The following is a 23,251-nucleotide window of genomic DNA, read 5'->3' on the forward strand; positions in this document are numbered from 1 at the left end:
TAAGAAAAATGAGAAAGGCAATTCTAGCGAGTGCTGTTTTCGCAGCGATGGTTTCAGGTTCAGCTTTGGCGGCAGAAGTATATAGTAAAGATGGAACAACCTTAAATATTGGTGGTCGTGCTGAGTTCCGTGGTGATTTTATTGGCGACAAAGGGGAGGAGACCGAAGGTTCAATGGCGAACAAGTCTCGCTTTCGTCTAAATGTTGGTGGTGAGACTCAAATTACTGATGGCCTTACTGGATTTGGGTTCTACGAAGCTGAACAAAGTGTTCATTCATCTGGCGATAACACTGCAACTAATACTCTAAAACAGCGTTACATGTTTGCTGGTATTGGAACACAGTTTGGTGATATCTCATTTGGTAGGCAAGATACAGCCGGTGTACAAATCTCACAAATGTCAGATGACGGACAAATTTGGACTGGCGGCCAGAAAACGTTCATTAATGCGGGTAATGAACAAATCAACAACACCATTGCCTACTCTAACGTATTCTCAGATGTTCTTTCTATCAAAGCGAGTGCTATTGCAGCTGAAGAGAAAAACGAAAACGGCTACGGTCTTTCTGGTATTTATGCCACTCCATTTGGTTTGGATATTGGCCTAGGCTACGCGATGAACGATGTTTCTGAGGATGAGTTCCGTGGCAATAACGACAACGGTTCAGCCAATCAGTTTATCGGCGGCCTGAGTTACTCTATCGCAAGCCTGACTCTTGGCGGTACTTATACCCAGGGCACTTACGATTTCGATAACGCTGCTGATGTCGACTACAATGGTGTCGAGATATCTGGTACTTATAAGTTTGATAATGGTTTCCGTATTATGGCAGCTTATGCAAAAGCTCAATATGAAGGAAAAGGCGCTGGTGAAAGCAAATACGACAAAGATGACTTTTTTGAACTAACAGGGCAGTACCACTTCAATAAGTCATTACGCACTTATTTGTCTTACAAGATCGACAATCGTAGCAAAGGTGACTCTTCAGACATCGCAAACAATAAAATCGCCTACGATGTTGAAAACACACTACGTCTAGGTCTACGTTACGACTTCTAGATTATACGTAGCATATAGATTAATAGGGCTAGGTCATTTTGGCCTAGCCTTCCCTACTTTCGTGCAGCTGCACCAAATCCTGTTTTAGTATTCACATCGTTCTTCCACCGATAAATAGAATATCCAAATAAAACAGATGGTTATAATTTCAAAGAAGTTGGCACAACTACTGCTTTAGTAGTAGAGACAAATGTTAGCAGCATTTGCACTTGTCAGACTCAGCATGGCGGAGTTGTTTTTCTAAGAGGGAGAAGGTGATTCTTAGCTATGCTATCTAGGCAGAAGAGACTGAACAAGTGGTCACTATTTTTGCCTCCCTAATAGAGGGAGGCTTTTTTTACTTTATCGGATTAAGCGAACAACAAGAGCCCCCGCCTCTCTCAAACTATCAACGTTGTAGCTAATGACGGTACCATCATTAGGTGCGTAGTAACTGTCGGTCATACGACCAAAACTATCATATTGCACCGCCAGAAGTTGTCCCTTTTCCACTCTTTCCAAAAGGGTCACTTGTGGTAAAACAAAACCACCCTTATTAGCACGAACGCTGATGATTTCTTTCCCTTCGATGTCACACGGGGTAACGTTTGGTGATTCTCCTTCAATCACTCCTTGGTTAACAAGTATTTGCTTGATGCCGCACACCGCTCTCTCGATGAGTTCAGGTTGAGTCACTTTACCCATTCCAACTTCTACTGTTATGCAAGGAACACCCGAATTATTCCAGACGGATTCCAACACACCGTGATCACCTGGGTCGTTGAGAATAACATCTGGCTCCATGAGTCGAGCCATTTCTAATGCTTGCTCTAACCTAAAATCTGCAAACACATACAGTGGATACGTAGCACCACGCGTTTGCGTATGCAAATCGATAGCGATTTCACCATTTGGTTTTAATAACTGTGTCCAAATTGTATCAAGATAGCGATTGGCTGTATCACCATTCGGATTACCGGGGAAAAATCGATTAAGATTGGCTGGAGATGAATCAGGGTCAGATGAGTGAAAATCTCGACTGTGGTTTAAAATGCCTGATACATTGATCGATGGGGCGATCGTTACCGAGCCAGCGCTTAATACTTCTGGCAGACGTCTAATCAGTTCATGGGCAGTCAAAACACCGTTTAACTCATCACCATGCACACCAGCAGTGATAAAAACTTTGGGCCCAGGTTTCTCTGCTTTAGCGACAACCACAGGGAGTCGAATCTCAATCCCCATAGCATTGGTTGAGGCTTTAAACCAAAAGTGATGAAGGCCGGCTGATAGGGTTTCAACATCTAATGAGCTGATGGTAGGAAAATTTTCTGACTCAATCACGTGTTTCGTTTCTCTTTCTGATGATAAAAAGCGGGCTAATGCCCGCTTAATCACTACACTAAATCAATGCTTAAGCCTAAGCAAATCCCATTAAGTGTGCTCCAACGACCACAAAGCTTGCTAAAACAAATAGCAGCAAAATAAAGCGCCAGCAGAACCTTGCCCAATCACCCCAATCAATACGGCAGACCCCTAAGGTTGCCATCAAAGATGCAGAGGTAGGAACAATAACATTGGTAAAACCATCACCCAATTGGAAAGCAAGTACGGCAACTTGACGAGTGACACCTGCAATATCAGCCAGCGGCGCTAACAGTGGCATAGTCAACGCTGCCTGACCCGAACCAGAGGTCACAAAGAAGTTAAAGATGGATTGGAACACATACATTAACCAAGCAGCAGCCACATCAGGCAGGCCGCTAATCATTCCACCAGCGCCATTAAGGATCGAATTCAATACACTAGATTCGTCCGTAGTACCGCCGCCAAGAATTAGTAGAACGCCCTTGGCACAGCCTACTAGCAAAGCAGGTGCTAACATAATACCAGCACCTTCTTTAAAAGCGTCCGCCATATCGTTAAGGGTCATACCATTCAAGCGGAATACCACACCAATCAGTCCCGCAACAAAACCCATGGTGAAGAACTGAGAAGCAATTTCTGGGATATACCATGCATGTGCTACCACCCCCCAGACAACCCAGATGGTCGTTGCTACAACAGTGGTCAGAACGAGAGTATCACCAAGATTCCAGCGTGATTCTTGCACTGTGTCTGTCTGTTTTCTAAAGAAGATGTCGGTACGGTGACTATATGATAATTCTGGGTTTGCTTTGATTCGAGATGCGTACACCATAGTGAACACAATACCTATGAGGGTAAATGCAACCCACATAGCAATTCTCATCGACATTCCAGAGAGAACTGGAATTCCGGCAATACCTTGAGCAACGGCCACTGAAAACGGGTTCATCCATGAGGTAGCAAAACCAATCTGCGTAGCTACGTACGTCACCATTACAGTAGTAATACCATCATAGCCAAGACGTACCATAAGCGGAGCAATAATAATGGCAAAGGCAACGGCTTCTTCTCCCATTCCGAATACCGCGCCACCTAAAGAGAACAAAGCAAAAAGAACAGGGATAAAGAGTGCTTCACTTCCTTTGGTTTTATCAATCAAACGTAGAATACCGTTATCGATCGTACCAGTACGCATCACAATACCAAATGCGCCACCAATCACGAGCATAAACATGATTACACCGATCGCAGAACCCCACTTAGAACCAGAAACTAGTCCTTCAAACGCGAAATTCATTAATCCAATGCCGCCACCCGATGCGAATAATCCGACTGACTGATAGACCAAATCACCATTTTCATCAGTCGCATATTGGAATGAGTGAGGGTCGATGACAGTACGTGACTTCTCAGCACCATCTACCAAATAAGTAACTTGCTGACTATCAAAGTGTCCTGCAGGGATAAAGTAAGTCAAAATTGTCGCAAGAATACCGACAATGAAAATTAAGATAAGAGTATCTGGCATCTGCCATGTTTTTGTGCCATCAGCAACATGCGCATGCTCTTTAGTATGAGTGTTCATAATTATGTATTAGCCAAGCATAAAATTTGGCATAAATATCTATTAATCGGCATAAAAAATCAATATGGCATCGAATAACATTTGAACATTCGAACAGATAATTGATCTGTAGCAGAAATAAATCAGCCGTTAACCTATTTGGTGCTTGATAAGATCCGTAGTAACATTGAAAAAAAATAAAGAAGTCAATTATGAGCTTACAACACCACCCTATTCAGGGCGCAGCATGGATGCTAGCAGCTGGCGCTTCCTTTGCTCTCGTCAACAACATTGCCCAAATCGTCAGTATTAACCACGGTATGTCTTCTACTATGGTGGCTTTGATTCAATATGCCATCGCTTTTGTAGTTATCATCCCTTATCTGCGAACACTGGGTTTTCGACAGTCGCTGCAAACCTCACATTTTCCAGCACACCTATTTCGTGTCTTTCTCTCTGTTATAGGTATACAACTATGGATGTGGGCACTGGCTTATCCTGTCCCAATATGGCAAGGCATTGCTCTGTTGATGACGTCGCCTCTTTTTGCAACTTTAGGTTCAGGTTTAATATTAAAGGAAAATGTCGGTCCTGCGCGTTGGTTTGCGACGTTGTGTGGTTTTGTTGGTGCCATGATAATCCTAGAACCCTGGTCCGATAACTTCAGTTGGGCATCCTTGCTTCCTGTTGGGGCAGCGTTTTTTTGGGCATGTTATTCACTTATGGTGAAAAAGCTCTCTTCCGATGACTCGCCATCAACTATGGTCGTATACCTGCTGCTACTGATAACACCATTTAACCTTTTCCTCGCTTTACCAGATTGGTCATTCCCTTCTTCTGGTGTCGTATGGGGCTTCCTTATCGTAGCAGGATCGCTAACCGCGCTTGCACAGTGGGCTATTGTGAAAGCGTATTCGGTGGCAGATGCGTCATTTGTCCAACCTTTTGACCACGCTAAGCTACCGATGAATGTGCTTGCAGGTTGGATTGTCTTTGGTTGGGCTCCCCCAGGCCGGCTATGGTTAGGAGCGGCTATAATTATAGCGTCGGTGGCATTTATTACTCAGTGGGAAACTAGAAAGCGAAAAAGTGCAGCGACTGTGAAATAAAACCCTGAGTTAGCAGTTCTAATTATTAAACGGATTATTCAAGAGGCTAACACTATGGCGGAACCAATCAAAATCACTCTTTATCGTTGGGCAGGTAGTTGGGGACCATTTAAAGTCAACATTCCGTGCGGTGAATGCACATTGACTAAAGATATTCTCAATGACACTTTCAAAAACGAATTGGACGGTATCCCAATTGAGTTAGAAGTGAAAGATTGGTTATCTCACTGGTGGGAGCCTTTAAAAGTTGGAGCTTGGCACGCCCCTATTTTAATGGTTGAGGGTAAGGTCATCAGTCAAGGTGAAGCCCTAAACAGAGGTGTATTGGTTCAATCTGTTATTCAAGAGTGGACAAAGCGCGATACGCTTTCTGGTAACATTGTCTATGGTAAAGCAACCTGCCCTTATTGCGTCAAAGCTAAGCAAATGCTTGATGATGCTGGCATTCCTTACACATATTCTGATGTCGTTAAAGATAGTGCCGCCCTTTATAGAATGATCCCCGAAGTAAAGGCACACATAGGATTAAAAACACCAGTTACTGTGCCACAAATCTGGCTAGAAGATGAATATATTGGCGGTGCAGACAATCTGGAAAGTTGGCTTAGCAAGCGTAATCTCGATAGCAAACCTGATAACGTTCTAGAGTTTGGTGAGAAAAACGTATCTTGACCAAAAATTAGAGCTGTGAAATAACAAAAACCCCGCGATTAAATCGCGGGCTTTTTGCAAGAATTCCGTTACTTAGCTAGCTTTTTCACCATTCGCTTGATGAAAGATACTTTTTTAGGTTGTGGCTTGCCATATAGCATCTCGTCAATCATTTTCTTTGCAGCGATTTGACCGATGTAAGCAGCACCTAGTTCATAACCCATGTTCGTTCTCCAATAGGTATTTTGTAATTTAATTACTTTTACCCGTAATTATATACCTAAACAAAGCAAAAACAAGATACAAATCACACTTTTTAGTAATTAACTTACCAGAAGTCGTATCACATAATGATAGATAGCTAACATCATGATAAATCGACATAAAACATAGCATTCTTCGTAATCACTATACTTCTCTCATCATTTATCTCTTCGATATAAACAGTCAAGGTCAACTCAAATTATACGACTTAACGATAAATACAATTTATCTATCTTTCGTAACCTACTGTTTTAAATGAACAACTCCAACATTCTGACATTATTCCTATTTGGAATTTCCATCATTCCACACTTTCAGTGCATTGTTTCCTATACTTCCGAGCATCGTTAATTCGACACTAAAAATAATTCTTAAGATTTTAGACGTAACCGACAAGTGATCGCGCTCTTTTCCCAATCCTGTTTCGCCAATCATTTGTATAGCAAGGTAAAGTGAATGCTCTATCCAAACACGAAAGACTGCCTCATCATTGATAACTACCCGCTAGTTAGGGAAGCACTAGCTCAGATCGTGTCTAGCATCGATGATTTAGATCTAGTCCACCAAACCGGTAATATTCAGACGGCTTTAAACCTAGTAAAAAACAGTAATATCGAACTTATCATCCTAGATGTAAATCTCGCAGAAGCTGACGGTTTTGAGTTCATGCGCAGAGCCTACGCTTGTGGATACAATGGTAAAGCAATCTTCGTATCCAGTTACGGTTACCCAGTATACTCAGAAACTGCTTATAAACTGGGCGTCAACGGTTACATTAGTAAATCAGAAGACAGTCCGCTTATCCGTGATGCGATTAGTGGTGTGATGCGTGGTTACAATCTATTTAAGACTGACTATAAAGAGCGAAGCCGTAATATTGTGCTCTCTCAAAGAGAAACTGTAGTATTTAACTACCTTAAGAAAGGCTATACCAACAAACAAATCTCAGAATTTTTGTCATTAAGTGCGAAAACAATCAGCACGTACAAGTCTCGTATTCTAGATAAGTATGAAGCGAACTCAATCGTGGAATTGATCAACTCACACGATGTTCTTGAGAGTAAGAAACCCGCCCTAGCAAGTTAGCCAATTTTGAGCAGGAGAGGTCTACTCCTCTCCTTTCTTATTTACGATACTTTTAATAATGTCATGCAGTTTTCGGTGCAATGGATTTTGTCGATTACTTTGCTTCATACACGTCACAACTGGCGTAAATGTCTGCATGTAATCCGGAAATGGCACAAATCTAAAACCGTTACTCGGCATCAAATGCTTGGATAACACCACCGAATAATTGTCTCTCTGAATCATGGCTAGGGCGACACTCAGATTATCCAATTTAACCTGATAATCAAACGATAAGTCGTATTTTGCCATCTGTTTGATCAACCTGTGGTTGGTTTCGTTCCATCCGCGAATTTCAAAGAAAACACACGGATTTTCGAATACTTGCTCCCAACTATCTATATGACTATTACTCGCGACAACCGCCCCTATTTCGACATTAATTAGACTGGCTTGATAGACCGCTTTGGAGCAATCTTCATTAAAGAACTGAATACCTATGTCTGTTTTCCCATCGACAATAGATTGGTAAGTATCTGAACGCCAAGTTCTAAGTTCGACCCTCGAACGACAAAATACAGACTTAAGCGCGACCAACAGCTCTGTACCAAAGCATTCGATCGATAAATTGTCTAACGCAACAACTATTGGTTTTTCATAGTTTTTCTCGTCAAACGCTTCCCCTCGCTTCAAAGCCTGTTCGACCGAACGTAAACCTGTTTCGATACCAGGGATTATTCTTTCTAAATAATGTGTAGGTTCTAGCCCATTGGACGACCTTACAAACAGCGGGTCACCCAATTGTTCTCTCAATTTAGACAGATGCTTACTGATCGCACTTTCCGTTTTACCTAACACAGCAGCCACAGTGGTCAAACTGCGATATTGATATATTAAAACTAATACTTTCAATAAATTGTAGTCATGCTCTTTATGCATTATTCTGCCTAATTCATTTGTAATGTAGGGTTAAGCTTTGTTTCGCTTGACCTGATACAGCAAAGCATCTGCTCGCTTAATGGCCGACGAGAGAGACTCTTTTTCTTGTAACACCGTGACACCCAAGCTGATATCAAGCGTCAACTTATTTGCACCAAACGTTTTCGAGCGTATAGTTCGACTCAATGTATTGGCCAAACGCTCTGCAGTTTGCAGTCCACACCCCGGTAATAAGACTAGAAACTCATCACCGCCACTACGTATAAGATAGTCACTCTCGCGAAAACACTGACGCATGCATTGTGCAATATACACAATAGCCTCATCCCCAACATGGTGCCCGTAGTTATCGTTAATTAGCTTTAACTTATCGCCATCAATGACAATGACAGCCAAACCCTTCTTTTCAATAGCATACTTAATGCCACTGTCTCTAAGAATTGCACGGTTATAAAGCCCTGTCAGTTCATCTAACTTTATTGCCAGTTCTGCCAGTTTTAGCTTTTCTCTTTTGACCTTGAGCTCATCCAGTCGAATGACGACATAGAAAAACAGTGCCACCATAGAAAAGTAGATCCAAAGAGAATCTACGACAATTTTGCTGTAGGGTATTTTATAGACAATGCTAAGCCTATCGTCGACTTGAGTTCGTTCCGCGTGCGCTGATTGATGGAAAGGGTAACGAGTGTCTTCAATAATGATTTCCCGACCTATTTCACTTCTCGTACTAAAATACTGTTTGTTATAGAGAAATGGAAACTTATCGAGATAAACATCAGCGTTAACATCTCCAACCATTCCAAATTCGTCATAAACAGGGCTTGAGATGGTGATAACGGTTTTGTTTGTTACGTTATCTCTATAGATATCGGAAACTACAATTCGGTTATCCAAATCTTCTTGAGACGCATACTTTGAACACTTAAACGACTCCAAACATATTTTTTTAGAAAAGACTTCGTTCACATTCGTGTTGGTAAGACCAAAAGCATGACTAGCTAGTATTTTCATCCCTTCATAGGAGCGATAATACAAAAGGTATTCTTGCCCTAATGCTAACTCGGGCATGCTATTAAACATACGTTGTGCCGTCATACTAACAACCCGTTCATTATGAGTTAGTGGCTCACCTGGATTGAGCAAGTAGACTCGCCCTTTGTCGAAAAGTGGGTAGCCAACTTCTTCATATTTATTGGCCGCAATTTGTGCCTCAAAAAGAACACCCAGTATATACAAGGTGGATTTGTAATCTTGTATGGATTTAGTGACTAGATGAAACTGCGCTACTTCGTTTTTTACCAACTTATCAAGGGATTGGAACACAGCGAAGCCGTAAATCAAAGAAGATACAAGCGCTGATTTAAACAAGAGTAGAGTGTATTTCTTCGTCAGCTTTTGCATCTAGGTTTCGCAACACATCGTTAGAATATGAATGGCATGCAATTATCAGTGATGCAGTAAGTATTATCAATACAAATAGATCAAGTCGTGGAAAGCAAAGACAAATTGAGAGATAGACGTGGGGAAATACTGACGAAAAAAGAAAGACCCTGTAAACCCAAAAGTCACCTAGCCATGGTGTAATTCTATATTCTGTTCTGAATCTATCGTTCGGACGTTGTTAGTCAGGTTCACAGGGTCTTAAGACTGTTATACGCTTGTATCGAAAATAAGATACTGCAGAAACTGACAGGTTGACTTTTCCGTAATTGCAATAATTCAAGCTGACTAAACTGTCAGTTATCCTCTCCTAAGCGTGGCGCTAACCTATGCATGAAACTGTATAGGAGGAAACCCCATGGAACCTATTGTCTATATCCGAAAATATGATGAATTGACCGAGAAGCAGAAATACGAAATGCACACGCTAAGATATGATGTTTTTGTGCGTAGACTTCGTTGGTCTTTGAATACTGAAAATCAACTAGACATTGATGAATATGATCGACCGGATGCCAAATTCATTGTTATTGAATACCAGGACAAGGTCGTCGCGTGTTGGAGGCTTATACATGCCGATACACCTTACATGTTGAAGCACACTTTTCCAGAATTACTTCAGGGAGAATCATTTGACGACCATAAGGTTATCGAGCTTTCAAGGTTTGCAGTCGATCGCGAGGTATCCAAACAAGCATCTCACATTAACTTTACTGAACTACTTTTCTATTTGGTTGTGCAATATGGTTTTGAGCAGGGCTTCACTACATTTATTACGCCAACAACCACAGGAATAGAAAGGATAATGCGCCACGTCGGTATCCCGAATCAACGCATAGGTGATGGAAAGATTAGAATGTTAGAGCATACGAAAAGTGTCGCTTTACGTGTCCCCATTAATGAAGCGTTACGAAATTGGTTTACCAACGCTTCCATAAACCAACATAGGCTCGATAGAGCCGGTTAGCAAGGCCTTAGAGACCGCTTGAGTGCGAGAGAATGCATTGAGCTTTTCACTCGCATTCTGAATATGAAAATTTACAGTGCGCTCAGAGCAACCAATAATCTGGGCCACTTCCCACGAACTTTTTCCTTCCGCTACCCAAGCTAAACATATTTGCTCTCTAAGTGTGAGGCTCGATTTAACTTGTCCGAACTGCTTTTCACATACATGGTTTCTGATATCGTTAATGTAATCAGCAACCAGACTCCCCACGTAAGTTGATAGGATCGTTGATTCGTGGTCTATCTTCCGAGTTCCTTTCCTATTAGAAAAACTGATAAGCCCCAAGCACCCATGGTTGGCGCGAAGCGGGATCGTAATCCCATCTCCCAAACCAAAGTCAGACGCCAATTTGATCACATTTTTATCATCTGGAATATCATTGGCGAGAAGAGATCGCCATTGGAGAGGAAGCATGCTATTCCGACAATGAAGTACGACTTGATCGAAGTACATGACTTCATTATCTTCATAGAATTGCCGCCAAGCTAAAGGTTGGTTAGTCAACACGACATTTTCAGCTCTCATTACTGTCACCGGCACCGAAACAGCAAAGAGATAATGTTCAAAGCCAATAACTTCAGTTACCTCAGCAAGTTTGCCACTGAGGTCTTCAAAGTCAAACTCATCGTTTGATCCTATATCTCTGATCAAAGTTGCGTTTATTTTATCAACTAACTGCACAATTAGCCCTTCTCTTCAACTACGCCTATGAGACTATGCACTCTATTGAACAAGATAACGAGACTAAAACCAGATTACAAACATTAAGAACTGAAGCACGCCATTAAATGACGTACACACTCCTTAATCTTACGAGGTTGATATCTATCCCTATGATAAATTAGCGAAAGTGGTACCAACTCAATACCCCAATCATCAAATACAGGTTTTAGAACCCCTGCCGCCAATTCGTCTTCGCAATAAAGGGTCGGGACTCGAATTAGCCCTAACCCAGACTTTGCCGCATTAATTAGCACACGCCCGTTCTTGCATTTAAGGTCGCCGTTAATGGAAGTTTCGAAGACTTCTTGATTGATGTTATTTACAAAGCGCCACTTGGTTACTGAGCCCGTAATGCATTTATGCTGCTTTAGCTCTTTGGGGTGAGTTAGTTTAGGGTATTTAGCAAGGTAGTCAGGGCTGGCTAGCGTTTGCATTTCAATGTTTGTGAGATGTCTAGCGATATAATTAGAATCGGGTAATACCCCCATACGTATGGCTAAATCAAACTCTTCTTCGAGTAAGTCAACTCGATGGCTCGAGAAATCAAGCTCTATATTAACCTCTGGATAGTTCAATAAAAACTGAGATAAGTAGTTTGCAACAAGCTCCTCACCTATATAACCACCTACACAATTGATCTTAATACTTCCACGGACTTCTTCCACATCGTCAATTGCAGCATGTACCGCTTGATCAATCGACTGCAATGCACCATCACAAGAGCTTAAAAATGCTTTTCCTGATTCCGTTAACTTCATTGTTCGAGTGGTTCGAATAAGTAGACTCACTCCCATTTGCTTTTCTAGCGATTGAATCTGCCTCGAAACATGGGACCTCGACACGTTGAGTGCTTCAGCCGCCTTTGTAAAGTTACCTAAGTTAGCGACCAGCACAAAAGCGCGAACATCAAGAAGATTAATAGATGAATGATACATGATGAAGTTCTCAAGCAGGTGATAACATTATTCTGTCGTGCATGGCTAGAATTGCAATAGAAACCAAGAATTAATCTCTCATTGTTAGTTAGTGGCAATAGCAAAACTTAGTCACATCAATTTGGCTATAAACTATGAGAAACACCAGCAACACCTAATGTATTTAGCAAAATCATTCACACAGCAAATTTCTTTCCCGATTGGATAACTATTCTTCACTGTGAGCCAAGTAATACTTTTGTGGTAGTAATTTAATCTGAAATTAACAGCTAGTGAACAAATAAAAAACAGATAAATTACCCACTATTTTCAATTGAATTAATTGTTTGTCTTAGATCATTACATCGGCATGTAGTTGTCGTGCCACAGTGTAATATTTTGTACAGTTTCTGACATATTTTGAAATAGATACTTTAGATATTTAACAGTTTCAAGGGAGAATTATGTTAGAACTATTAATTGGTCTAGTCGTGACGATCGCCGTCGGCTACTTCATTGTAAAAGGCTACCGACCGGCTGGCGTACTACTGACTGCAGGTATTGCACTACTGCTATTAACAGGGATTTTGGGCCATACCGTACTACCGGCAAAAATCACCTCTACGGGTAACATCGTTACTGATTCACTCGAATACGTGAAGTACATGCTGCAATATCGAGGCGGCGGTCTGGGTATGCAAATCATGCTACTTTGTGGTTTTGCCTCTTACATGACTCACATTGGCGCAAACAACGTAGTAGTAAAACAGTTTTCAAAACCCCTCTCTTTCATTAAATCTCCTTACATTCTACTTGTTGCCGCTTATATTGTGGCTTGTTTGATGTCTCTCGCGGTAAGTTCAGCAACGGGCCTAGGTGTCCTACTAATGGCAACCTTGTTCCCTATGATGACCGCTATGGGTATCTCTCGACCAGCAGCGGTAGCTGTATGTGCTTCACCAGCTGCCATCATTCTATCTCCAACTTCCGGTGACGTCGTGATTGCCGCTGAAAAGTCTGGACTTGCGCTTGACGTATTCGCGGTACAAACCGTCTTACCTGTTTCAATCTGTGCCATTATTGTTATGGCTGCTGCCGCATTTTTTTGGAACAAATATCTAGATAAAAAAGAAAATACGCCAATGGAGCGCGTTGATGTGTCAGAAATGAAGGTAGACGCTCCGGCATTCTATTGCATTCTGCCTTTCTTACCGATCATCGGTGTTTTCCTTTTCAATGGCCGTACGATTCCAGGTCTTACACTTGATATCTACACTATCGTTGTAGGCTCTATCTTCCTAGGTGCCCTCATCGACTTTATTACTAAGCGCTTCAACGGCCAAAAAACATTAGAAGACTTAGAATCTTGTTATCAAGGTATGGCCGATGCCTTTAAAGGCGTTGTTATGCTCTTAGTTGCAGCTGGTGTATTCGCACAAGGCTTAATGTCGATTGGCGCTATCGACAATCTTCTTCACCTTGCAGATAAGGCGGGTGCTGGCGGTGTCGCACTAATGTTAATTCTCACCGGTCTGACTGTAGCCGCGGCGATTGCGACAGGTTCAGGTAATGCGCCATTCTATGCATTCGTTGAGCTTGCGCCTTCCCTAGCAGCAAAAATGGGATTAAATCCAGCATTCCTAATCATCCCAATGCTACAAGCCTCAAACCTAGGTCGTACAATTTCGCCAGTTTCTGGTGTTATCGTCGCCACATCGGGTATGGGTAATATTTCTCCATTTGAGGTTGTAAAGCGTACCTCGGTTCCTGTACTTGCTGGTCTGATTACCGTAATCATAGGCACCATGGTATTAGTACCGATGAGTGTATAGTCCAATAATCGAATATCCAAGGGAAGCGACTGCTTCCCTTTTTTACGTTCAAACCAAAACCTCGCCTTTCACGCAATAAAAAATTCAATTGGTTACACCTCAATCTGGATTGTACGTACTAAGCTTTGTAGTGCGAGGACAATAAAGCCAGTAAAGAGGAAACAATAATGAATAAGAGACTCATTGGAATGCTTCTTGGTACAGCGTTAGTCAGTAGTTACTCTGTAGCGGGTGAACATGTTATCTATGAGGTAGATGGGCAGCCTTATGAAGGCTATTGGGCCAAAGTGAATAATACCGCGCCACTAGTGTTGTTAGTTCATGACTGGGACGGTCTCACAGAATACGAAGAAGACCGAGCAGAAATGCTCAATGAAATGGGCTATAACGTATTCGCAGTGGATTTATTCGGGCAAGACGTTCGTCCTACAAAAGTTGAAGACAAGAAGCAGCACACAGGTGAGCTCTATAAAGACAGAGCCAAGCTTCAAGCTCTTATGAATGCTGGATTACAAGAAGCTGGCAAGCTTGGTGGAAACTTAGATGATACAGTGGTCATGGGTTACTGCTTCGGTGGTGCTGCTGTATTAGAATCCGCGCGAGCAGGTATGAATGCGCGAGGCTTTGTAAGCTTCCATGGTGGCCTAACAACGCCCGATGGACAAAGCTACGCACAAACTAACGCGCCGATCCTAGTGCTTCACGGCACTGCTGATACTGCGATACCCATGTCTCAATTTGCACAACTTGCGGTGGAATTAGAAAAGAACGGTGTAGAGCACGAGATGATCACCTACAGTGGTGCACCACATGCCTTTACTGTGTTTGGTTCCAAAAACTACCGTGAAGACGCCGACAAAAAGTCTTGGAAAGCCTTCTCTGAGTTTTTAGTCGCTAAGACAGGTAAGTAAACCATCTGTTTGACTTAGATTAGATAAACGGAAAACAAAAAAGGTCAGACGATGTGTCTGACCTTTTTGATCATTTCAATGTGATTTAAGCTGGATTCTTAGCTTTGAACAAAATCGCGTACATTACTGGGATGAAGACCAAGGTTAAAATGGTCGCAAATCCTAATCCGAACATGACCGTAATAGACATGTTAACGAAGAATACGTCTCCCAGTAGTGGGATCATACCTAATATCGTTGTACATGCCGCAAGCATTACTGGTCGCATACGAGAGATCGAAGAATCAATAATCGCATCATAGAGCGGTTTTTCTTCCGCTTGCATATCGATTTCTTCCAATAACACTATCGCATTCTTAATCAATAGGCCGATTAAACTCAACGCACCCAGCAACGCCATAAAGTCAAAGGCACCATCAAGCAGCAGAAGACCAGCTGTAATACCAATGATTGCCAGTGGTACAGTAATCCAGATAATTAGTGGCTGACGTACTTTACCAAACAGCAGCACAACCACAATAATCATCATGATGAATGAAACTGGAATAGCACTGAACAAGGCTCCTTGCGCTTCTGCTGAATCTTCGTACTCACCACCCCAGTCCATCGAATAACCTGGTGGTAGTTCGATAGCTTCTATTTGTGGTTTTAGGCGTTCAAACAGTGGTGCTGCCAGTTCACCCGTAGGGTTCGCAGAAGCAATAATGGTCGTCAAACGATCGCGTCCACGAATCATCGCATCTTCCCATACTGTTTCAAAGCCAACGACAACTTGTGCAATTGGAACCGTTCTTTGCAGAACAGGGCTGTATACTTGCGCATCCATCAATTGAGCAACGTTTTGTCGCTCGCTCGCATCGGAACGGAAATAAATCGGTAATAGTCTCACGCCATCTCGATAAATACCGACTTGAGAACCTTCACTCGCTGCTTTTAACGAAGCAGTAAGCTCAGTACGAGTGATCCCGAGTTGTCGAGCCACCTGTTCATTAAAGATTGGTTTAATCAACTTAACCGGTTGACGCCAGTCGTTACGAACTTCCTTAGTCTCTGGGTCAGCGTGCATGATCGCTTCAGCTTGAGAAGCTAAATCACGCAAAACTTCTGGATCCGGACCAGCAAATCGAGCCTCAATTTTCGAGTCACGTCCAGGACCGATACGTAGCCCTTTGATTTTAGGCTCAATATTGTCGATATTCTCTGTCATGAAAGTATCGATTTTCTTTTGTAACGGTGCGATCTGTTCACGTGTTTCAGTACGAACAATGATCTGACCGTAAGCTTTGGTTGAGTCTTGTGGTGTATATACCAGCGAGAAACGTGATGCACCGCCACCAATGAAACTCGCGGTCCATTCAACACCTTCTTGTTCACGAATAAAATCGGCAATTTTTAGCGTATCATCACGAGTTTGACGGATATCCGTGCCTTCAACTTCCCAAACATCCACGAAGAACATTGGCGTGTTTGCATTTGGGAAGAACGCATTCTTAACGAATCCAAACCCCCATACCGAAGCTACAAACATTGCTAAAATCACACTAATGGTCAGTGCTCGTTGCTTAAGCGCAAACTGAAGAACGCTCTTATAAATTACAAAGCCAGCACCTGCGTATGGGTCTTTCTCTTCTTCCCCTTCTTTCTTGTCATCTTTTTTGAGCAATAATGCACAAAGCAGCGGTGTCGTCGATACTGCCGTAACCCAGCTTAAAGACAGAGAAATTAGGATTACGTAGAACAGAGAACGGGTAAATTCACCAGTGTTACTCTGAGACATACCAATTGCTGCAAACGCTAGAATACCTACAGCGGTACCACCGAGTAGCGCCCAACCATTCGCACCAACAACTTCTCCGGCTGCCTTCATCGCTGGAACACCGCGCTTGATACGTATCATCATTCCTTCGGCGACAACGATGGCATTATCTACCAACATCCCGAGTGCAATGATCAACGCACCTAGAGAGATACGTTGTAGCTCGATACCATACATGTGCATTAGTGCCAAGGTACCTGCCACTGTAATCATCAATACAGCGCCGATAATAAGTCCGACACGTAAACCCATAAAGGCAAGCAGAACAACAACTACGATAATCAACGCTTCGACAGTGTTGGTCACAAACCCAGCTACTGATTGATCAACCTCAGATGGCTGATCGTAGATGATATCTAGGTTCATACCAAGAGGGATTTGGTTCTCTAGACTTGCGATCTTATCTGCGATTAATCCGCCTACTTCCACAACGTTTTTACCAGGAAGCATTGAAATACCAACTGTTAACGAAGGTTTTCCATTAAAGTAGATGAGCTTCGACGGCTCTTCGACATATTCACGCGTTACTTCGGCAATATCGCCTAAACGAATTAGCTTCTTGGTGTCACTTGAGATAAGTAGATCTTCAATTTCACTTACATGTTTAAAGCTACCTGTAGGCTCAATTCGAATAAACTCAGGTCCGACACGGAAACGACCAGAGTCGGAAACCAAGTTTTGAGAACTTAACAGGTTCTCTATCGTAGCCATATCAATGCCAAGCTCCGCCATTTTGGCTCTAGACATCTGAACATAAACGACTTCTTTTTGGTCACCATCAATTGCAACTTTACGTACGCCAGGGACAAGTACTAGTTGCTTCTTAAGGTTGTCGGCAACATCTTTTAACTCACGATAGGTATAACCTTCGCCATTAAGCGCTAGGAACCCACCATAAACATCGGCAAAATCATCGATAATTTGTGGCTCGCCTGCGCCCGGAGGCAATTTATGCTTATTGTCAGCAATTTTACGGCGAAGTTCATCGTATATGCCTGGCATTTCAGCCGAGGTATATTCGTCTTTAAACTCAATCGTAATATCCGACAAACCTTCACGAGTTACTGAGCGCTTGATCCGTTTAACTTGCCCAAGAAGACGCACTGCATCTTCGATGTGATAAGTAACCTCGTCGTATACTTCCTGAGGAGAAGCTCCTGGATAAGCAGTAATAATTTTTGCTTCTTTAATTGTGAATGCTGGGTCCTCAAGTTTACCCATTTCAAAGTAAGCCAAAACACCGCCAATGGTCATTAGCAGGACTAAAAGCCAGCTATTCACCTTATTCTTTACTGAATACTCACCTAAATTCATAAAACATCTCTTCTTGCTGAGTTACAGTTATTGCGCCTGATCGATTTCAGGCATTAGGCTCACTTCCATACCTTTAATCAAAAATGGAACACCTACAGTGACAATGCGTTCACCCATTTCAAGTCCAGAGAGTACCGTGATTTTGTCACCAGACATCGTGGAGACTTCGATCTGCTTTGGAGAAACCGTGTTGTCGTCTCCAACAACCCACACTGTGGCATTGTGTGCATTGTCGCTAATTACCGCAGTTGCAGGCACTTGGATTGAGCCTTTCGTTTCTTGAAGTTTAGAAAAATCTGCAGTGACATAGCCCGTCATACCTGGAAGGATATTTTGATCCGATGGTGCCTCAAGTGTCACCGTCACCTCAAAGGTTTGTGTATCAGCATCAGCTTTAGAGGACACTTCCGTCACCGTCACTGGATATGGTTTCTCTCGAGCTGCATCAAAATAAGCGAAAACCGGTATCTCTACAGGATCTTCAGCTTGTTCATCGCGAATTTGCCTTACTAACTTTTCAGGAACATTAAATTTCAATTCAAGGGTGTTTAGGTTTTGGAAAGTAAACACCACCTGCTTAGCTTCAACGTTTTCGAAATTTTGAATATCTCGCTGTGCCACAAAACCGTCAAAAGGCGCTAAAAGTTTGGTATAGCCAAGTTCTGTGTTTGCTTTATCGTATGCTGCTTTTGCACGTGTCAAATTAGCACGTAGCTGCTCAAAATCTTTTTTGGAGATAAAGTTATCTTTAATCAGCTCTTGAGCGCGTTTGAAGTCAGCTTGAGTTCGCTGCAAAGTCGCACGTGTATCACGCACAGCAAGTTTGAAATTAGTGTCGTCTAATGTCGCAAGTACCGTGCCTTTCTCAACATTATCACCCTCTTTCACTGGAATGCTGTTGACCTTACCCGAGACACGGAAAGCCATATCAGCACGATTCGATGCGAGAACACGCGCAGGGAATTCACGAATCATACTTTGGTTTTCTAAACCAATGACCATAGTTTTAACAGGACGAACAACTGGCGCTTCTGCCTTTTGTTCCGGCTCAGGACTGCATCCTGATAGAGCAACACCGATTACCGTTGCTAAAGTTAGCGCACGTAAATGAGTTTTCATAACAACCACCCAACAAAAAAATTTATAAAAACCAAGACAATAATAGGTCTAAGAAATCAATTACACGTTATTGGTACAAGTTACATTAAGCGTAGCAAAAAGCAACAAACCACAAACAAAAACCCAACCTTTGAATAATCCAATTCGTAGACCAAACTAGCTCAGCCAAGACAGAGCAATATCTAAGACCTTAAATTAACTACGAGTTCATTCTTTTTTTGGTTTTTTTAGCTTTAATTGAAACGACAAATAAGTATCCCATAATGATACATATGATCAATATTATGTGTACATTGTATGAACAAAATTCTCATTAGGTGGCTATCCTCACTATTCGCTATTTTGATACTTGGTGCCTACCTGCTTCTGAATTTTGACTCGCCCCTGACACTCCAACAACTTAAGCACGAAGAGCACCACTCCCTCGCCCACAAACAGCAATATGGTGTTGTTCACCTTGTTGCTCCAATTGAACACACCAACCTAGAGGGCAACGACAAAAATAAGGCGCAGTTAGGACTACAACTTTTTCTTGACCCTAGGCTGTCATCCAATCAGCAAGTGAGCTGTGAATCTTGCCATCATATTTTCGATAATGGTGCGGAAAATGTCCGTGTCTCAAGAGGCGTAAATGGATCAGGTGTTAGGAATTCTCCTACAGTATTCAACATAGCCTATAACACTCGTTTCTTCTGGGATGGGCGTGCTTCAAGCCTAGAGAAACAAATGGACGGTCCCGTCCACAACCCTCTTGAAATGAATACTAATTGGAGAAACATTGTTGAATACGTGCAATCGGTGCAAGACTACCGCGTGCAATTCAACGAGTACTTTGGCGGAGTCATCACAGAAGAAACAGTCAAAAATGCCTTAGTCATTTTTATGACCGCCCTTAACACACCAGATTCGCCTTTCGACTTATTTCTTAAAGGGCAAACCGATGCAATGGAGCCAATTGCACAAATGGGGTGGGAGAAGTTTCAATCTTTGGGTTGCGTAGTATGTCATCAAGGAACCAACATTGGGGGCAACCTTTTTCAGAGATTTGGCAATGTTAGTACTACGACTAGTCAAGAAAGAGACCTAGGTCGTTACAACGTCACTGGAATTAATTCTGATAAAGGAGTGTTTCGTGTCCCTAGCCTAAGAAATGTCGCAAAGACTGCACCTTATTTTCATGATGGTCGTGCTGCGACATTGGAAGAGGCGATTGTCACCATGGCTAAAGTACAGCTAGGAAGGGAGTTAGATGCCACTACAACTCTTGAAATTAGCGCCTTTCTTAATGCACTGTCAGCACCGCCTCCCCCGCTCTTGACGGAGTTAGCGCAATGAAAAAGAGATTGTTTAACCGTTCACGGATAGAGTTGTTCTACATGCTTGGTACTTTAATAGCCGCATGTTGGCTTGTGATAAGCGCCGTCAATAGCTATGTTAGTGAAGCTTATCAGAAAGCGTACCTATCGCTGTCTCAGAATGTCACTCACAACCTCGAAGAGATCTACGTTTTTGAATATAGTGACAACAGCACTTATGACCAGTTTTCAAATGAATTGGTATCTATAGAACTGTTATCTGACAAACTGTATGAGAATATTCGACAAAATCATAATGCCTACTTTCCAATTCTAAACCCTGTACCTGAGACAGCAGTAGCCTCCGCAAAAACCGTTCGAGACGCAATGTTGTCGTTTACGCAAAGATTAGAACGTCTGCTCAGCGCAAAAGTGTCTCTAGAGTATTCCAATAAAACTATCCAAGCGTTAAAAGACAAGCTCTGGAGTGATTATTCTCTGGATGAAACTGACAAGCTTTCCATTTATCGCTATCTTGACGCTAAAAACAACTTAAGCGATTTATCAAATACACTTCGCGACAATACTAGTGTCGTCACCCTAGACAACTACGTTCGGCTAAACAAACGTGTAAATCAAGACATTAGTAATGAAAAGAAAGCCCTAATAGACAGTGAAGTTCATAGTTTACTAAATCAAACCAACGATTTCTGGTTGCAACGTTCTTCCGATACCAAGCTCCAAATCGCTTTGTCATCGGTAACGCTTTTCTTGTGTTTGGGCGCCTATCTATACTGGCGTCAATGGCTACAGCAACATGTAGAAGCCAAATTGAACAAGGAGTTGCTCGACAACGAAAAAGAGCGTTCTCAGCTAGCAATGGTAGTTGAACACGCTAGCGACGCCATTGTGATTACAAATAGAGATGGCCTAACTACATGGGTTAACAGTGCATTCGAAAAGCTCTCTGGATACCAACTCACAGAGACCATTGGCAAGAAGCCAGGTGATCTTCTACAAGGAATTGACACTTCTAAGGAGGAAATAAAACGAATTTCAGATGAACTCAGCCAAGGGCATACTGTTCAATCAGAGCTTTTGAACTATCACAAAGATGGACGCCCATATTGGATCGACATTGTTATTACACCGATTAGGAATATTCATAATCAAATCGAACAGTTTATCGCAGTAGAACGAGACAGCAGTGATAGAAAGCAGTTGGAGCAGAATCTCCAACAAGCGGTCCAAGTAGCAGATGCCTCCAACCGAGCTAAATCAACATTTCTTGCTACCATGAGCCATGAACTGAGGACGCCACTAAATGGCATTTTGGGCATGGCTCAAATTCTCGAGTCCTCAGTAACACAGGCGCAACATAAAGAGCAACTCAGTGTTTTGCTTGAGTCTGGAAACCACTTGTTGTCTTTGTTAAACGACATCCTCGATATATCAAAAATAGAAGAAGGAAAACTCGAACTTGAAGATATCGACTTTGCGATAGACGAACTTTGTTCTCCAATAATCAGTACGTATTCAGCCATTTGCAATGAAAAAGGTATTCAGTTCAAACTGAACAATCAATTACCATCCGGAAAATCGTTCCGGGGAGATAAATCGCGAATCAGACAATTAATCTTTAATTTGCTCGGAAATGCCGTCAAATTTACAGAGCGTGGATCTGTTGAGCTAGTTTTTTCGAATTCTCAGAGTTCAATGTCGAAAAGTAAAGAGCAATTGAATATTGATGTCATTGATACTGGTGTTGGCATCCCAAATGACAGACTAGCTACAATCTTCGATCCTTTTACTCAAGCAGAAGCATCTACAACAAGACAATTTGGGGGAACTGGGCTTGGACTGGCAATTGTAAAAAAATTGTCCAACCTCATGGGAGGTGACGCTTATGTGTCCAGCGAACTAGGCAAAGGAAGTAAATTCACTGTCACCGCCAACCTAACACCAATTGAGAACAAAGAAATTCAGCTTAAAGACAAGGTCTCACTCGATGAACAGGCAATTGCTCAGTCTCTTGCTATCCTTCTCGTCGAAGATAACAAAGTTAATGCTCTCGTCGCGAAGACATTTTGTATGAAACAAGGTCACAATGTAGAAGTAGCGGAAAATGGGAAAATAGCGGTAGAGAAAGTCGGTAAAAAACAGTACGACCTTATCATTATGGACAATCATATGCCCGTAATGGATGGCATAGAAGCAACTCGTATTATTAGACAAGAGCTAGGATCAAAAACCGTCATATTTGGCTGTACCGCCGATGTTTTTAAAGAAGCTCATGATAATTTTGTTGACGCTGGTGCAAACCATATTCTGACTAAGCCCCTGCAAAAAGAGAGTTTTATCGATGCTCTCCAAAGGTACCAACACCTATTGGTGAACCCAACGCCACCTGAAAACAGTAATGTTATCCAGTTAGTGCGCCACGACATCATGCAACTCGACTGCACCAATACTGAAGCGGAACTCACGCTGTTGGATTCAACTAGCGAATCGAAACAAGTGCGGTTAGACAATATAGAGCAATTTAAATCCATCGGCGAAGAGACGCTCAATACACTCGTCAAAGTCTATTCTTCACAAGACGTTATCGGGCTCAAAAACGTCATTATAACGCTGAGGAAGGTAGCACAAGAGTCCGAGTTGAATAGACTTATCAACAAAATAGACGTGTTACTAAGTGAGTTAGATAACGATACAGTCCCGAATATTGAAGCGATGCAATCACTGGTTAACCTAGTCGAAGTCAATATCCATGAAGCGATTCGCATACTTGATCATCAGCAAGGGATGCGGCCGCCAATATCAACAATTTCACCAAATTAACTATCGATACTAACACAAGTTCAGGATACATTATCATTAC

The 23,251-nt window shown here is 42.2% G+C and carries 18 protein-coding genes; 9 read left to right on the plus strand and 9 right to left on the minus strand.

Annotation, left to right across the window (positions count from 1 at the left end; translation table 11 throughout):
• The first annotated feature begins 8 nt into the window (after positions 1-8).
• A complete protein-coding gene (locus OH456_RS00795) occupies positions 9-1,061 on the plus strand; it encodes a porin (protein ID WP_270032601.1) in 1,053 nt (350 codons plus the stop codon).
• A 342-nt stretch (positions 1,062-1,403) separates the two neighbouring features.
• On the opposite strand, the gene OH456_RS00800 is transcribed toward OH456_RS00795, so the two are convergent.
• Together OH456_RS00800 and yfcC are read right to left on the minus strand one after the other, a co-directional pair.
• A complete protein-coding gene (locus OH456_RS00800) occupies positions 1,404-2,384 on the minus strand; it encodes a succinylglutamate desuccinylase/aspartoacylase family protein (protein WP_270032602.1) in 981 nt (326 codons plus the stop codon).
• A 76-nt stretch (positions 2,385-2,460) separates the two neighbouring features.
• Complete coding sequence (gene yfcC / locus OH456_RS00805) at positions 2,461-3,936, minus strand: putative basic amino acid antiporter YfcC (protein WP_270032778.1); 1,476 nt, start codon at positions 3,934-3,936, stop codon at positions 2,461-2,463.
• 248 nt (positions 3,937-4,184) lie between these two features.
• On the opposite strand from yfcC, the gene OH456_RS00810 reads away from it, so the two are divergent.
• Together OH456_RS00810 and OH456_RS00815 are read left to right on the plus strand one after the other, a co-directional pair.
• Entirely contained in the window at positions 4,185-5,081 is an 897-nt protein-coding gene (locus OH456_RS00810; RefSeq protein ID WP_006069061.1) for a DMT family transporter, read from the plus strand.
• A gap of 54 nt (positions 5,082-5,135) precedes the next feature.
• Complete coding sequence (locus tag OH456_RS00815) at positions 5,136-5,753, plus strand: glutaredoxin domain-containing protein (protein WP_124941868.1); 618 nt, start codon at positions 5,136-5,138, stop codon at positions 5,751-5,753.
• Between the two features lie 68 nt (positions 5,754-5,821).
• Here the strand turns inward: OH456_RS00815 and OH456_RS00820 are convergent, their stop codons facing one another.
• The gene (locus OH456_RS00820; RefSeq protein ID WP_270032603.1) at positions 5,822-5,956 is read right to left on the minus strand and encodes a hypothetical protein; all 135 of its coding nucleotides are present in this window, start codon (positions 5,954-5,956) and stop codon (positions 5,822-5,824) included.
• A 496-nt stretch (positions 5,957-6,452) separates the two neighbouring features.
• Between OH456_RS00820 and OH456_RS00825 the strand changes: the two genes are divergently transcribed.
• Positions 6,453-7,082 carry a response regulator transcription factor gene (locus OH456_RS00825; protein WP_006069064.1) on the plus strand — a complete coding sequence of 210 codons (630 nt, stop codon included), beginning with the start codon at positions 6,453-6,455 and terminating at the stop codon, positions 7,080-7,082.
• A 21-nt stretch (positions 7,083-7,103) separates the two neighbouring features.
• On the opposite strand, the gene OH456_RS00830 is transcribed toward OH456_RS00825, so the two are convergent.
• Both OH456_RS00830 and OH456_RS00835 read right to left on the minus strand, forming a co-directional pair.
• Entirely contained in the window at positions 7,104-8,000 is an 897-nt protein-coding gene (locus OH456_RS00830; RefSeq protein ID WP_006069065.1) for a LysR family transcriptional regulator, read from the minus strand.
• A gap of 30 nt (positions 8,001-8,030) precedes the next feature.
• Entirely contained in the window at positions 8,031-9,401 is a 1,371-nt protein-coding gene (locus OH456_RS00835; RefSeq protein WP_124941867.1) for a sensor domain-containing diguanylate cyclase, read from the minus strand.
• A gap of 397 nt (positions 9,402-9,798) precedes the next feature.
• Between OH456_RS00835 and OH456_RS00840 the strand changes: the two genes are divergently transcribed.
• Positions 9,799-10,407 carry an acyl-homoserine-lactone synthase gene (locus OH456_RS00840; RefSeq protein ID WP_270032604.1) on the plus strand — a complete coding sequence of 203 codons (609 nt, stop codon included), beginning with the start codon at positions 9,799-9,801 and terminating at the stop codon, positions 10,405-10,407.
• On the opposite strand, the gene OH456_RS00845 is transcribed toward OH456_RS00840, so the two are convergent.
• Together OH456_RS00845 and OH456_RS00850 are read right to left on the minus strand one after the other, a co-directional pair.
• A complete protein-coding gene (locus OH456_RS00845; protein WP_006069068.1) occupies positions 10,348-11,127 on the minus strand; it encodes a helix-turn-helix transcriptional regulator in 780 nt (259 codons plus the stop codon). The two genes, OH456_RS00840 and OH456_RS00845, sit on opposite strands and share 60 nt — an antisense overlap.
• Before the next feature lie 83 nt (positions 11,128-11,210).
• Entirely contained in the window at positions 11,211-12,104 is an 894-nt protein-coding gene (locus tag OH456_RS00850; protein WP_270032605.1) for a LysR family transcriptional regulator, read from the minus strand.
• 443 nt (positions 12,105-12,547) lie between these two features.
• Between OH456_RS00850 and dcuC the strand changes: the two genes are divergently transcribed.
• Positions 12,548-13,915, plus strand: coding sequence for an anaerobic C4-dicarboxylate transporter DcuC (gene dcuC / locus OH456_RS00855; protein WP_006069070.1), 1,368 nt, complete (start codon positions 12,548-12,550; stop codon positions 13,913-13,915).
• Positions 13,916-14,082: 167 nt separating this feature from the next.
• Entirely contained in the window at positions 14,083-14,826 is a 744-nt protein-coding gene (locus OH456_RS00860; protein ID WP_088878172.1) for a dienelactone hydrolase family protein, read from the plus strand.
• Positions 14,827-14,911: 85 nt separating this feature from the next.
• Here OH456_RS00860 and OH456_RS00865 read toward each other — a convergent pair whose 3' ends face one another.
• Both OH456_RS00865 and OH456_RS00870 read right to left on the minus strand, forming a co-directional pair.
• Positions 14,912-17,956 carry an efflux RND transporter permease subunit gene (locus OH456_RS00865; protein WP_006069072.1) on the minus strand — a complete coding sequence of 1,015 codons (3,045 nt, stop codon included), beginning with the start codon at positions 17,954-17,956 and terminating at the stop codon, positions 14,912-14,914.
• 27 nt (positions 17,957-17,983) lie between these two features.
• Positions 17,984-19,075, minus strand: coding sequence for an efflux RND transporter periplasmic adaptor subunit (locus OH456_RS00870; RefSeq protein WP_006069073.1), 1,092 nt, complete (start codon positions 19,073-19,075; stop codon positions 17,984-17,986).
• Between the two features lie 297 nt (positions 19,076-19,372).
• Between OH456_RS00870 and OH456_RS00875 the strand changes: the two genes are divergently transcribed.
• Together OH456_RS00875 and OH456_RS00880 are read left to right on the plus strand one after the other, a co-directional pair.
• Entirely contained in the window at positions 19,373-20,410 is a 1,038-nt protein-coding gene (locus tag OH456_RS00875; protein WP_270032606.1) for a cytochrome-c peroxidase, read from the plus strand.
• Positions 20,407-23,211 carry an ATP-binding protein gene (locus OH456_RS00880; protein ID WP_006069075.1) on the plus strand — a complete coding sequence of 935 codons (2,805 nt, stop codon included), beginning with the start codon at positions 20,407-20,409 and terminating at the stop codon, positions 23,209-23,211. Before OH456_RS00875 ends, OH456_RS00880 begins: the two co-directional genes overlap by 4 nt.
• Positions 23,212-23,251 lie beyond the last annotated feature (40 nt).

The organism is Vibrio sp. La 4.2.2 (assembly GCF_027586995.1).
Lineage (GTDB): Bacteria > Pseudomonadota > Gammaproteobacteria > Enterobacterales > Vibrionaceae > Vibrio > Vibrio mediterranei.